The organism is Myxococcus sp. AM010 (genome assembly GCF_013372585.1).
Lineage (GTDB): Bacteria > Myxococcota > Myxococcia > Myxococcales > Myxococcaceae > Myxococcus > Myxococcus vastator.
In genome coordinates, this window is record NZ_JABXEO010000003.1 from 87,572 (window position 1) to 100,637 (window position 13,066).

Annotated in this window: 10 protein-coding genes and 1 tRNA gene; 9 read left to right on the plus strand and 2 right to left on the minus strand. The window is 69.2% G+C overall.

The genetic code is table 11. The features are described 5' to 3' along the window. The first annotated feature begins 541 nt into the window (after positions 1–541). Both HV826_RS02835 and HV826_RS02840 read left to right on the plus strand, forming a co-directional pair. Positions 542–1,726 carry a lipopolysaccharide assembly protein LapB gene (locus tag HV826_RS02835; protein WP_255217015.1) on the plus strand — a complete coding sequence of 395 codons (1,185 nt, stop codon included), beginning with the start codon at positions 542–544 and terminating at the stop codon, positions 1,724–1,726. Between the two features lie 167 nt (positions 1,727–1,893). Next, a complete protein-coding gene (locus HV826_RS02840) occupies positions 1,894–3,075 on the plus strand; it encodes a glycosyltransferase family 2 protein (protein ID WP_176415461.1) in 1,182 nt (393 codons plus the stop codon). A gap of 18 nt (positions 3,076–3,093) precedes the next feature. On the opposite strand, the gene HV826_RS02845 is transcribed toward HV826_RS02840, so the two are convergent. Beyond that, positions 3,094–3,942, minus strand: a complete 849-nt coding sequence (locus HV826_RS02845) for a CHAP domain-containing protein (RefSeq protein ID WP_176415462.1) — start codon at positions 3,940–3,942, stop codon at positions 3,094–3,096. Positions 3,943–3,993: 51 nt separating this feature from the next. Here HV826_RS02845 and HV826_RS02850 point away from each other — a divergent pair, with 51 nt between their 5' ends. From HV826_RS02850 to HV826_RS02875, 6 genes are all read left to right on the plus strand, one after another. Then, positions 3,994–5,769, plus strand: a complete 1,776-nt coding sequence (locus tag HV826_RS02850; protein ID WP_176415463.1) for a HEAT repeat domain-containing protein — start codon at positions 3,994–3,996, stop codon at positions 5,767–5,769. A gap of 44 nt (positions 5,770–5,813) precedes the next feature. Continuing rightward, positions 5,814–7,892, plus strand: a complete 2,079-nt coding sequence (locus HV826_RS02855; protein ID WP_176415464.1) for an ATP-dependent helicase — start codon at positions 5,814–5,816, stop codon at positions 7,890–7,892. Positions 7,893–7,982: 90 nt separating this feature from the next. Continuing rightward, on the plus strand, positions 7,983–9,605 hold the full coding sequence (locus HV826_RS02860; protein ID WP_176415465.1) for an Hsp70 family protein: 1,623 nt from the start codon (positions 7,983–7,985) through the stop codon (positions 9,603–9,605). An 8-nt stretch (positions 9,606–9,613) separates the two neighbouring features. Beyond that, positions 9,614–10,039 carry a hypothetical protein gene (locus tag HV826_RS02865; RefSeq protein ID WP_176415466.1) on the plus strand — a complete coding sequence of 142 codons (426 nt, stop codon included), beginning with the start codon at positions 9,614–9,616 and terminating at the stop codon, positions 10,037–10,039. Between the two features lie 14 nt (positions 10,040–10,053). After that, positions 10,054–10,323, plus strand: a complete 270-nt coding sequence (locus HV826_RS02870) for a hypothetical protein (RefSeq protein ID WP_176415467.1) — start codon at positions 10,054–10,056, stop codon at positions 10,321–10,323. Between the two features lie 83 nt (positions 10,324–10,406). Beyond that, positions 10,407–10,478 (plus strand) — tRNA-Val (locus HV826_RS02875). A 150-nt stretch (positions 10,479–10,628) separates the two neighbouring features. Here the strand turns inward: HV826_RS02875 and HV826_RS02880 are convergent. Beyond that, positions 10,629–11,591 (minus strand): TerC family protein, encoded by a 963-nt coding sequence (locus HV826_RS02880; RefSeq protein WP_176415468.1) that lies wholly within the window; start codon positions 11,589–11,591, stop codon positions 10,629–10,631. 349 nt (positions 11,592–11,940) lie between these two features. On the opposite strand from HV826_RS02880, the gene HV826_RS02885 reads away from it, so the two are divergent. Further along, a complete protein-coding gene (locus tag HV826_RS02885) occupies positions 11,941–13,017 on the plus strand; it encodes a carbohydrate-binding protein (protein ID WP_176415469.1) in 1,077 nt (358 codons plus the stop codon). Positions 13,018–13,066: the final 49 nt, after the last annotated feature.

A 13,066-nucleotide genomic window follows, 5' to 3' on the forward strand; every position in this document is an offset into this window, starting at 1 on the left:
GCCTCCGGTCGCCTCCGAGCCGCGGACGCAGGCGTTCGGGACAATCCCCTTCAGGGGACCGGCGGCCGATGCCGGCGCCTCGCCGCAGGGCGGGGCTCCCGGAGCCGGGACACAGGCGTTCGGCGTGGTGCCTCCGGTGGCACCTGCGATTCCCATTGTGGGAAGGACGCAGGCCTACGGCGCGGTTCCCAGACAACAACCTGGGTCGCCAGGGAGTGCCGGACATGGCTCCGTGGCACCAGGTCACGCGACCCAGACCTTTGGTGCGTACGCTCCCGCGCGGGCTGGCGCCTCCATGACGCCAGACCCGGGCTCTGTGCCCACGCCTCCTCCCGTGAGCCCGGTTCACGCCGCCGGGGCGCAGGTTGCATCCCAGGGCGCCGCCTCGCCGGACGGCGTCCCTGTTGGATTCGCCGCGCCTCCCGCGAGTGATTCCGTGGCGCCGCTGGGGCGCAGTCAGACGTTCAGCGCCGTTCAGCCGCCTGCCTCCGAGGCGCCTGTGGGGTCGAAGCGGGTCTTCGGCTCCGTGCCGCCCGTTCCCATGCCCGCACTCGATGCCGCCGAACCCTTCGCGGGCGTCCGGTCGACGAGCCCCTTCGGTCTGTCACCGCTGTCCGGCGCTGATGGTGGCATCCAGCTCCCTCCTGAAGCGGAGCCCGCCGCCACGCCGGGCACCGGGACAGGGGGGCCGAGCTCCCTCGACGACTCCAGAGGCTCGGACCTGGGCCCTCTGGCGGGAGCCGCGTCGCGCCGGGCCCCGCTGGAGCTCCCTCCGGACCTGATTGCGTCGACCCGCCTGTCGATGGACGGCGCGCGAGCGTTCGAGAACGGCGGCGCTCAACGAATCCGTCCCCGAGTCGTGTTGGCCAGCCTGTTCGGGCTCCTCGTGGTGGCCTCGCTGGGCTACGTCGCGCTGAAGAATCGCGGGGTGGAGATTCCCGCCACCGTGGTGGAGGCGACGGACCGAGCATCGGTGCTGCTCCGTCGGGATGACGCAGCCTCTCGCGAGCAGGCCATCGAGCGGCTGCGAGTCATCGCCATCGCGAATCCCGGCTACGTCGACGTCCAGGCCGAGCTGGCGGTGGCGCTCACCCTGAAGCTGTCCGACGTCCAGGCCGATTCCGAATGGCTGCGGCTCCGGGGCGATGCCATTGCCCGGGGGCTGGAGGCCGCGGCGAAGATGCGCGTCCTGGCCGAACAGGTGGCTCGCCGCACCTCGCTCCAGCAGGAGCAGGAGGCCAACGCGCGCGACATGGCGTCCCTGCGTGTCACCACCGATACGCTGCGCAAGGAACTGGACGTGCAGTTGTCCCAGTTGAGCAAGGCGCCGGAGTCCGAGCCGCCCAGCGCCGCGGCGGCACGGCTCAAGGCTCGCGCCCTCCATGCCGCTGTCCTGGCGGCGCCGGACTCCCTGGCCCTGGCAGAGCGTCTGCGCAACGTGGAGCGCGCACCGCATCCGTGGAGCACGCTGGTTCGGGCCGAGTACGCGCTGAGCGCCGGGTCGCCGCCGGAGTCGCTCGAGGCGGTGGCCAAGGCGCTGGATGCGCTGCGCCAGGCTGACAGCACGCTGCTGCGCGCCTACCTGCTCGGCGCGCGCGTGGCGCTGAAGCTGAAGGACACGGCCACCGCCCGTTCACTCCTGGACGACGCCGTGGCGCTGAACCCGAACCACCAGGCGGCGGCTCGGCTGATCGCGCAGATTGACGCGGACGCCGCCTCGCCCTGAAACGACGACCGCGTCCTCAAGCGCGAGGGCTGGAGAAAGTCCAGTCCCGCACCCAGCGCCGAGCCCTCCGTGGCGCCACTGCGTGTGATTTCAAGTGCGTGGAGGAGGCACGCCTCTTGCTGAACCCGGACCCGTTTCGAGGACTGGGTGCTTGGGAGGCAGGGTTGATGGCGGAGGTCTTCTTCTGGAGTGCGGTGCTGCTGCTCGCGCACACTTACTTTCTCTACCCCTTGAGCCTTTTTTTGCTCGAGGGGGCCGCGCAGGTGCTCAAGAACGCCCGCGAGGTACGGCGCGCGGAAACAGTCAAGCAGGGCTCCGGCGGGCAGCGGGCGTTGCCCTCGGTGAGCCTGGTGGTGGCGGCCTACAACGAGGCCTCGTGCATCCAGCAGAAGCTGGAGAACAGCCTCGCGCTGGCGTACCCGGCGGAGCGGTTCGAGGTGCTCATCGGTTCGGATGGTTCGTCGGACGGGACGGATGAGCTCGTCCGCGGCTGCTCCGACGCGCGGGTGCGGCTGTCGCCGGCGCCTCGGGCGGGCAAGACGACGGTGCTCAACCGCTGCATCCCCGTGGCGCGGGGGGACATCGTCGTCCTCTCCGACGCCAACACGATGATTGAACCCGAGGCCATCGAGCGGCTGGTGCGCCACTTCGAGGACCCGGAGGTGGGGGCTGTCTGCGGCAAGCTGCGGCTCTACAACCCCACGAAGCAGGACTACGAGGAGAGCGCGTACTGGAGCTACGAGTCGCTCATCAAGATGTACGAGGGGCGGCGCGGCGCGGTGGTGGGGGCGAACGGTGGCCTCTATGCCATCCGGCGCTCGCTGTTCACCCAACTGCCGCCGTCCACCATCGTGGACGACTTCGTGATTCCGCTGCGCATCCTGGAGCAGGGCTACAAGGTCGTCTACGAAGAGCACGCCGTGGCGCACGAGGAGACCACGGAGGATTACGGCAAGGAGTTCGGCCGCCGGGCGCGCATCGCCGCGGGCAACTTCCAGAGCATCCGCATGGTGCCCGGGCTGCTGCTGCCGACCGCGGGCTTCCCGGCCTTCGCCTTCTGGTCGCACAAGCTGCTGCGCTGGTGCGCCCCCGCGTTGATGGTGCTGGCGCTGGTGGCGAACCTGTTCCTGCTGGACCGGCACTTCTACCAGTTCACCCTGTTCAGCCAGGCGCTGTTCTACGCGCTCGCGTACCTGGGGAAGACGGGGGTGCTGAAGCGGGGCACGGCGAAGAAGGCCGCGTCGGTGGCGTACTACTTCGTGACCATGAACCTGGCCATCGTCGTGGGGTTCTGGCGCTTCCTGCGCAACTCGCAGCGCGCCGCGTGGGACCGGACGGCGCGCGCGTAGTCGGAGTCCAGGAGCCCGTTACCGCAGTGCCACAGGGACGGGCTTCTGGGCCTTGGGGTGCTTGGGCAGCACGCTGCCGTAGCCTCCGAAGAGCTGCCCGGTGAGGACGGGCGCGCGGTTGGGGCCCGGGTGCCGGAGCATGTCATTGAGCACCTCGCCCGTCTTCGGGTCCCTCCGCAGGTGCGGGCGCTCCAGGTTCATGCGGTAGCGCACGACGCCGCGGCGCACGCGGTGGATGACGGTGACTGTCCCGCTGGCGCTCACGTTCTCCACGATGCCCACGTGGGTGAGGCCGTCGTTGCGGCGCCCGTCGCGGTTCTGGTCATACGTCTCGTTGAAGAAGACGAGGTCGCCCGGGGTCGGCCGCTCTTCCGAATACACGCGGCCTCGCGAGCGGGCGAAGCGGTACATGGCGGTGACGCCGTTGTCGCCGGGCCGCACCGTCCCCCGGAAGGTGACGCCGGCCTGGGCGTAGACGCCTTCGATGAGGCCCGTGCAGTCGGACGGGTACTTCCGGCCGTTGAGCGAGACCTGCGTCTTGCCCACCAGCGAGCGCGCCGTCGTCACCACCTTGGCGCGGGCGTCACCGGCCACGGGGGTGGGGCGCGCGGCCCGGGCCGGCGTCGCGCGGGACTTTCCACCCGGCGCCCTGGCCGGGCGGGCGGCCACCTTGCCGGGACGCGCCGCGGGCGCCTCGCGGTTCGCCGTGGCCACCTGCTTGGACAGGGCCTCACGCGGGAAGGCGGGCGGGGAGGCGGAGCGGTAGCGAAGACTGTAGGAGTCCAGCCATGGCTCCAGCGGCGCGCCCGTGGTGGCGCAGCCGGTCGCCAGCGTGGCGAGGATTCCCATCAGCGTGACTGTCCTCATGGTGCGACCTCCCTGTAGCGTCCTGGGGGCACATGGTCCGCCCGGGACGCTGTGTCGTCAAAAAACCTACCCAGGCAACCGTCCGTCCAGGCTCGGGTTTCCGGGTGGGCGCGGGTGCGGTATTGCTCCAGGGACATGGCCTCCTTTCGCCGAGCCCTCGCCGTCCTGTTACTGGCCACTGGCTGCCTCCCCTCGCCGTATGACCGCGCGGCGAAGAAGGACACCATCGACGGCTATCGCGCCTTCCTTCGCGAGTATCCCACGCACGCGGACACCGACGCGGCCGAGGCGCGGCTGGAGGAGCTGGAGTTCGAGGAGGCCAAACGCCTGCACACGGTGATTGCCTACAAGCGCTTCCTGGAGGCGTACCCCGACGCGTCCCAGGCGCGCACGGCGAAGACGCTGCTGGAGGGCCTGCGCTTCAACGGGGCGAAGGAGACGGACTCCGTCGCCGGCTGGCGTCAGTTCCTCCAGGAGCACCCGGAGGGCGTCCAGCGGGAGGAGGCGAAGCGCCTGCTGGCGGAGGCGGAGGCGCGCGAGCTGGCCACCACGGAGGATCCGCGCAAGCTGGCGGAGTACCTGCGCGCGTCGCCGGATGATCCCCGCCGCCAGGACGTGGAGGCGCGCCTGGATGACCAGTCGTTCGCTCAGGCCAAGGCCTCCGGCGCGACGAAGCTCTTCGCGTACCTCAAGGAGCACCCGGCCGGCGCGCACCGCGAGGAGGCGCGCGTCCTGTTGCTGCAACTGGAGGTGGAAGGCCTGCTCGTCTCCGGCCTGGTGGACGAGGCCGAGGCCCGGGCGAAGGCCCATCCCCTGGGCCCGAAGCTCACGGCCTTCCCGGAGCGGCTCGCCCGCGCCCGCGCCGAGCGCGCCGCCCTGGCCCGGCCGGAGCCCGCGGCCCAGGCGGCCCACGTGGGGCACTACCTGCGCGGGGTGGAGGACCTGAACCGCGCGCTGGTCGCGCCCGATGCGCTGGACCGTTGGCAGGCGGCGGAGGAGCTGGGCCAGCACGTGTCGGTGCGCGTGTTGGATCCGCTGCTGGAGAGCCTGCGCGCGGCGCGCAACCCGCTGATCCGGCAGCACGCCCTGGAGTCCCTGCGCACGGTGCTGGCGGCGCTGCCCAAGCCGGTGGCGGAGTACGAGGTGTCCTCGCGTCTGGACTCCCTGCGAGAGCGCGCCAACAGCGCGGAGATGTACCTCACGGTGGCGGTGCTGCTGGACCTGTCGGGGCAGCTGGCCCAGGCGTCCACGGAGTACCAGCGCGCCGCCGAGTCGGGCGTGCCGGATCCGGTCATCCTCCGGCGCTGGGTGCAGATTCGGGAGGAGCGGCGTCAGCACTTCTCCGCGGCGGTGGCGGCGCGGCAGCTGGCGCTGTGGTCGCTGGAGGTGGCGCAGGAGGAGCCGGTGACGCCCGAGGGCCGTGTTCCCCTGGCGTCGGCGCGGCAGCTGTGCGCGGCGGCCGTCAACGCGAACTTCGCCGTGGCGGCCATTGCCCGCGCCCGGGGCGCGAGCACCGAGTTCCCCGAGGACCTGGCGGAGTTCGAGCGCAAGGCGATGGACGCCAAGCGCCTGGCGGACGCGCGGCTGGCCGACGCGGAGCTGCTGCTGCGTGAGCAGACGCCCGGCGTGAAGACGTGCGCGGACCGCGGGGTGCGGGACCGCCTGGAGAACGGCGTGAAGGAGCGCACCGCCGCGCTGGACTCGGTGGCGACGAAGCTGCCGGAGGTGGGGCGGCTGCTCCTGGAGGTGGCGCGGGCGCGGGACCCGTCGCCCCAGGTCCGCGCGGCCGCGTCCGCCCGACTGACCGCGCTCAAGCCCGTCCCCTGATCCGGGTGTCCCGGGGCGCCGGGGCGGTTAGAGTCTGCGCCCCCATGGCCTCCCGCACCGATACGCTCCAGGCTCCGGCCGCGACGCCCTCTCCGCGGATCGACTATGCCGCCCTCCTCAACGAGGAGCAGCTGCGGGCGGTGGAGGCGGGGGAGGGGCCGGTGCTGGTGATTGCCGGCGCGGGCTCCGGCAAGACGCGAACGCTGACCTTCCGGGTGGCGCGCATGCTGGAGCGGGGCGTCCCCCCCGAAGGCATCCTCCTGCTCACCTTCACCAACAAGGCGGCGCGGGAGATGACGCGCCGGGTGGAGGCGCTGGCCGGCGCCTTCGTGGACGTGCGGCGCATCCTCGGTGGCACCTTCCACCATGCCGCGCACGTGCTGCTGCGCGAGTACGCGGGCGTGCTGGGCTTCTCCAGGAACTTCACCGTGCTGGACCGCGAGGACGCGCGGGACTTGATGGTGACGTGCATCGCCGAGCGCCGCCTCAAGAGCGACAAGCGCTTTCCCCGGCCAGACCTGGTGCTGGACCTGGTGTCCCTGGCGGCCAACCTCCAGCAGCCCGTGTCACATGTGCTGATGGACCGCCGGCCGCAGATGTTGCCGCTGGCGCCCGAGGTGCTCGCCGCCGCCGCGCGCTTCCAGCAGCGCAAGGCGCAGATGCACCTGATGGACTTCGATGACCTGCTGGTACACCTCAAGCGCCTGCTGACGCACCACCCGGACGTGAAGGCGCAGCTCACCGAGCGCTTCCGCTGCGTGCTCGTGGACGAGTATCAGGACACCAACCGGCTCCAGGGCGACCTGGTGGATCTGCTCGCCGGGGAGCGCAAGGACCTCACGGTGGTGGGGGACGACTGCCAGTCCATCTACAGCTTCCGGGGCGCGGACTTCACCAACATCATCGGCTTCCCCGAACGCTACCCGGGCTGCTCCGTCCACGCGCTGACGCGCAACTACCGCTCCACGCCGGAGATCCTGCGGCTGGCCAACACCTCCATCGCCCTCAACACGAACCAGTTCCCCAAGGTGCTGACGGCGGCCCGGTCTCCGGGCGTCAAGCCGCTCATCGTCCCCGCCCGGGATGCCGGGGCGCAGGCCGCCTACGTGGCCCAGCGCATCGGTGAGCTCCGGGAGCAGGGCCTGTCCCTGGAGGCCATGGCCGTGCTGTACCGGGCCCACAATCACTCGCTGGAGCTCCAGCTGGAGTTGACCCGGCGCGGCATCCCCTTCCGGGTGCGCTCCGGCGTCCGCTTCTTCGAGCAGTCCCACATCAAGGACGTGCTGGCCCACCTCCGGCTGGTGAACAACCGGGGGGATGAGCTGGCCTTCAAGCGCGTCATCCGGCGCGTCCCAGGCGTGGGACCGGCGACGGCCGAGCACCTCTGGACCGCCCTGCGCGCCTTGCCGGAAGGGACACCCCTGGCGGAGGGGCTGGCCCATGCGGACGTCCGCGCGCACCTGCCACGCAAGGCGCGGCAGGGCTTCCAGGCCTTCGGTGACCTGATGGGGCGGCTGACCCGCCCGGAGGCGCCCCCCTCACCGGGGCGGCTCATCGAGGACGTCCTCGCCGGGGGCTACGCGGACTTCCTCCGGGCGGAGTTCTCCGAGGAGGAGCACCGGGAGGACGACGTCCGCCAGCTGGCGGAGTTCGCCGGCCGCTTCGAGGACGTGGCGCGCTTCCTGTCGGAGATCGCCCTGGTGTCGGAGTTCGCGGCGGGGGAGGCCTTGAGGGAGGGGGCGCCTGAGGCGTGCCTGACGCTGTCCACCGTCCACCAGGCCAAGGGGCTGGAGTGGCGGGCCGTCTTCGTCCTCTGGCTGGCGGACGGACGGTTTCCGCTGTCCCTGGCCACGCGCCTGCCTGAGGAGGAGGAAGAGGAGCGGCGGCTGTTCTACGTGGCCCTGACCCGGGCGCGGGACACCCTGGCGCTGGTGTACCCCCAGTCCGTGCTGCCCCGGGACGGGGAGCGCATCCTCCTGCGGCCGTCCCGGTTCCTCCAGGAGCTGCCCGGCGGGGAGGACGCTCCGTTCGACCGGTGCACCCTGTCCACCCTGGAGGCGGAGCCCGAGGGAGCCATGGGGCAGCAGGGTCCCCCTCCGGGTGGATCGGACCCGGCGGACTGACACCGTCGCCCAGAAACGCGCACTCCCGTGCGCGACGTGATAGACAGTGGAATCAGGGGCGGCGTCTTCCGGCACGAGCCCCCTCACTTCATGGCGGACAGACCTCGCATCATCGGGATTGACCTCGGCACCACCAACACGCTGGTGGCGTCCGTCCGCAACCGCATCCCGAAGATCGTCCCCACCGATCGCGGCAACCTCACGCTGCCCTCCGTCGTGGCGCTGTCGGCGCGCGGCGACCTGTTGGTGGGCGGGGTGGCCAAGGATCAGATGGTCACCAACCCCAAGAACACGCTCTGGGGGACCAAGCGGCTCATCGGGCGGAAGTACAACTCCAAGGCGGTGGACGACCTCAAGGGGTACTTCCCCTACGACATCGTCGAAGGCCCCAACGGGGACGCCGCGGTGATGATGGGCGGCAAGCTGTACTCGCTGCCCCAGGTGTCCAGCTTCGTGCTGGGCCAGGTGAAGACCATCGCGGAGCAGTTCCTGGGCGGCCCCATCGAAGGGGCGGTCATCTCCGTCCCGGCCTACTACAACGACAACCAGCGCAACGCGGTGAAGGAGGCCGGCCGGCTGGCGGGCTTCGACGTGAAGCGCATCGTCAACGAGCCCACCGCCGCGGCGCTGGCCTACGGCTTCAACCGGGGGCTGGATCAGAAGGTCCTCGTCTATGACCTGGGCGGCGGCACCTTCGACGTGTCCGTGCTGCACCTGGCCGGCAACGTCTTCGAGGTCCTGGCCACGGGCGGCGACACCTTCCTGGGTGGCGCGGACTTCGACAACCGCATCATGGAGTACGTGCTGGAGCGCTTCCGGGAGGAGACCAAGTTCGACCTCGGCACGGAGAACCCCATCGCGCTCCAGCGCATCAAGAACGCGGCGGAGGCGGCGAAGATCGACCTCACGCTGATCCCCAACGTCGTCATCGACCTGCCCTTCATCGACGAGCGCAAGGGCAAGCCGCTGGATTTGCGCATCCCCCTGACGCGCGAGTTCCTCAACAGCCTCACCGGCGACCTGGTGGACCGCACCTTCGAGATCTGCGACCGCGTGCTGGAGGAGAAGGGCATCTCCCGCGCGGAGATCGACGAAATCATCCTGGTGGGCGGCCAGAGCCGCATGCCGCTGGTGCAGCAGAAGATTCAAGCGCACTTCGGCAAGGCGCCGCGCAAGGGCGTCCACCCGGACGAGTGCGTGGCCCTGGGCGCGGCGCTGCTGGGCGACTCGCTGGGCAGCATCGACGCGGTGACGCTGCTGGACGCGCTGTCCATGCCCATTGGCTACGCGATGCCCAACGGGCGCGTGAAGCGCATCATCGAGAAGAACTCGCTGATCCCCATGGTGAAGAGCTTCCGCCTGCCTCCTCCGAAGGAGCCGGGCTCGCCCTTCATCGAGCTGGACATCTACCAGGGGGACAGCGACCTGCTGGTGGACAACGAATATCTGGGCACGGTGCGCGTGCCCTCGGCCGCGGCTGGCCGGAAGATCGACTTCCGCCTCACCGAGGAGTGTCTGCTCCAGGTGACGGTGGAGGAAGCGAGCGGCATGCGCAAGGTGGACCTCGCCACCCGCGACACGCCGGAGCAGCTCAAGCGGGCGCTCCAGGAAGTCGCGTCGCGACACTCACAGCAGGTGCCCAGCTCCAGCAGCAGCGGGAGCGACGACCGGGGGCTCTTCTCCAGTATCAAGAGCATCTTCCGGAGGGGCTAGGAGTCCAGATGGCGAAGTTCCCGTCGAAGGAGTGGGTGGACGAAGCGGTCCGCCTCACCAATGAGGATCCCGAGTGCGCCATGGCCGGCAGAGGCTGGAAGGGCGACTTCGGGGCGGTGGTGGAGGCCGAGCCCGGCACGCTGGCGAAGGCTTTCGTGGTGCACGTCGTCCCCGGTGACTGCCGCATCGAAAGGGCGCGCGTCCTCGCGGATCCGGATGACCTGGAGGAGCTGGAGCCGGTGTACCTGGCGCGCGCGCCCTACAGCGTCTGGAAGCAGCTCCTCAAGGGGACGCTGGACCCGGTGGAGGCGGTGCTCAAGCGCCGCATCTCCATGAAGGGCGACCTGCAGCCGCTGATTGAGCGCATGAAGTACAAGGGCATCGCTGATCGCGTCTTCGCGCAGCTGCAGACGCAGTTCATCGACGAGCCCTGAGCGGGAGACACCTCATGGGAATCAAGGACGACCTGAAGAAGCAGGCCCTCAACGTGTCGGGCAAGGCCATGGAGAAGCTCATGGCCGACGACCGCCGCGCCATGGCCATTGCCAACGCCATTGGGAAAGCCCAGCGCGGCAAGCAGGCGCTCGACCGGGGGCAGGAGGAGCTGATGAAGGCGCTGAACTTCGCGCCTCGCAGCGAGTTCAAGAGCCTGGGCAAGCAGCTCTCCGGCCTCAAGCGCCGGCTGCGCGAACTCGATGAGAAGCTCGACGCGCTGTAGTCGAAAATGCGTTGACACCTGAGCGGGCGGATGGCATCTACACCCGCGTTCGCGGCTGGCAACACCGGCGGCGGGCAGCAGAAGGGCGTATAGCTCAGCGGTAGAGCACTGCCTTCACACGGCAGGGGTCGCAGGTTCAAACCCTGCTGCGCCCACTCAAGAAAGGCCGTGAGTCCGAATCGGGACTCACGGCCTTTCCGCTTTGCGGGCTCCGTCTCCGCCGCTGCGCCAGACGCAAGAAAGCCCACCCCGCATGCTGCGCGGAGTGGGCTTCGTGAGATTGCGGCGTGAGGCCGCGGCGCGGCTCAGAGCTTGGGCACGTCAGGCACGTCGACGGCGGGCGTGTGCCGGGCCTTGATGAGCGACGCGGCGATGCTCGCGCCCAGCAGGCCGGCGATGATTACCAGGGACACCGCGGGCGGCACCTTCACGAAGTCGATGATGGCCATCTTCGTGCCCACGAAGACGAGCACCGCGGAGAGGCCCACCTTCAGGTAGCTGAACTTCTCCACCGCGCCGGCCAGCATGAAGAACATGGAGCGCAGGCCCAGGATGGCGAAGATGTTGGATGTGAAGACGATGAAGGGGTCCGTCGTCACGGCGAAGATTGCGGGGATGGAGTCGAGCGCGAAGAGGATGTCCGACGCCTCCACCAGCAGCAGCGCCATCAGCAGCGGCGTGGCCAGCTTGCGGCCGTTCTCCACGGTGAAGAAGTGGTGCCCGTCGAAGTTGGGGGTGGAGGGGATGGTCCGCCGGGCCAGCCGCATCAGCGCGCCCTCCTCCGGGTTGTCCTCCTTGTTGCGCTGGAGGAAGAGCTTCACGCCCGTGAGGATGAGGAAGCCGCCGAAGACGTAGATGAGCCAGTGGAAGCGGGCCAGCATCGCCACGCCCGCGAAGATCATGATGGCTCGCAGCACCAGCGCGCTGAGGATGCCCCAGAAGAGGACCCGGTGCTGGTACAGCGAAGGGATTCGCAGCGCCGAGAAGATGACGACGAAGACGAAGATGTTGTCGACCGAGAGCGACTTCTCGATGAGGTAGCCGGTGATGAACTGGAGGCCGGGCTCGGGCCCGAACTTCCACCAGACCCCCGCGCCGAAGACGAGCGCCAGGCTGACCCACACCGCGCTCCAGCCCAGGGCCTCCTTGAACTTCACCACGTGGGCTTTGCGGTGGAAGACGCCCAGATCGAGCGCCAGCATCGCGATGACGAAGGCGACAAAGCCGGCCCACAGGCCCGGACTGCCGACGCTTGGGAAGGTATCCATATGGTGGCGTCAGATAAGAGTCATCCGAGCCTTCCACAAATAGGAATTCCAGCCGTAATCCATCTGGAAAACCGAAGAACCCGGGCAAACTGCGGCAGTGCTCTCTCCGTGGGACAGGAGGCATACGAGCAGCCAAAAACATCCCGAATGTTTGGGAAGTGGTTTTGACGACGATGGGTTTGGAACCGTCCCGGTTGGAAAAATCAAACACGGGGCTATGAGACCAGCCAGGCGTCACCGTCCCTGAGGGCAGCTACTCCTCCCGACGGAAGGACGCGTCGAGCGCACTCCAGGCGATAGGCGCCTGGGGGCTCGTCACCCTCATGCCTCAAGCAGTAAGGACGCTATTTTGACTCGGAATCGTTTTCTGTCCTCGACGTGTGGTGCGCTCTTCGCTCTGGCCGCCATCACGGGCTGCGGGAATGAAGCTGGCAACGAGGATTCGAACACGCCAGGGCAGACCGAGACCCCTGGTCAGTCTCCGCAGGTGCCTGCTCCCTCTCCGTCCGAGCAGCCTCCTGGACAGCAGACCCCCGGCACCCCGGCGCCTGGGGATTCTGACACGTCGCCGGATGAGCCGGTGACCACCTTGCCGCCTGACGACGAGTCCGAGCAGCCTGGTGAGCCCGAGCAGCCTGGCGAGTCGGGCGCGGACAAGTTCGGCGTGACGATGATCCACCCGTCCGTCTCCGGTGGAGAGCAGTGGTTCCTGGCCGACGACGCGATGTCCGACAGCCGCTTTGATCCGCAGGACGACCTCACGCGCAACTCGGACGGCTCCTGGAATCTCAAGAGCGACAAGGTGCGCATGAACGTCTTCACGTCCACCGGCTACAAGCCGAGTGAGATCGCCACGTATGACCGCGACGTGCTCGTCAGCCGTGGCTACATGCAGTCGCCGAATGACTGGAAGAACATCGAGATGACGGGCTTCGTGAAGCTCAACTCCGCGTCCGATGAGTCCGACAACTTCGACATGTATGCGCGTGGCGGGAAGCACAACGACGACCACGAGGGCTGCGAGGGCAGCAGCTACAAGGGCGCGCTGCACTTCGATGGCCGGGCCCGCTTCCAGAAGGAGGCGTGGCACGTCTCCTACGAGCAGGCGCCTTACGAGCAGGTGACGGAGCCGCTCACGGGCCGCTGGGTGGGCTTCAAGACGGTGATGCGGAACACGCAGGTGAACGGCAAGGAGGCCGTGCACCTGGAGATGTACCTCAACGAGAACGCGGACAAGGTCTCCTGGGAGAAGATCTACGACTTCGTGGACGCCGGTGACTGGGGCGGTGACGCCGAGCACTGTGGCGGCGCGGATGGCGCGGTTCCCCTCACGTGGGGCGGCCCCATCGCCACGTTCCGTTGGGACAGCACCGACGACGTGGACTTCAAGTGGCTGTCCGTGCGCGAAATCGCGCCGGAGCAGTGAGCCGCTGACGCCTGGCGCGCCTGCTCACCGGGGGCGCGCCTGAGCGCAA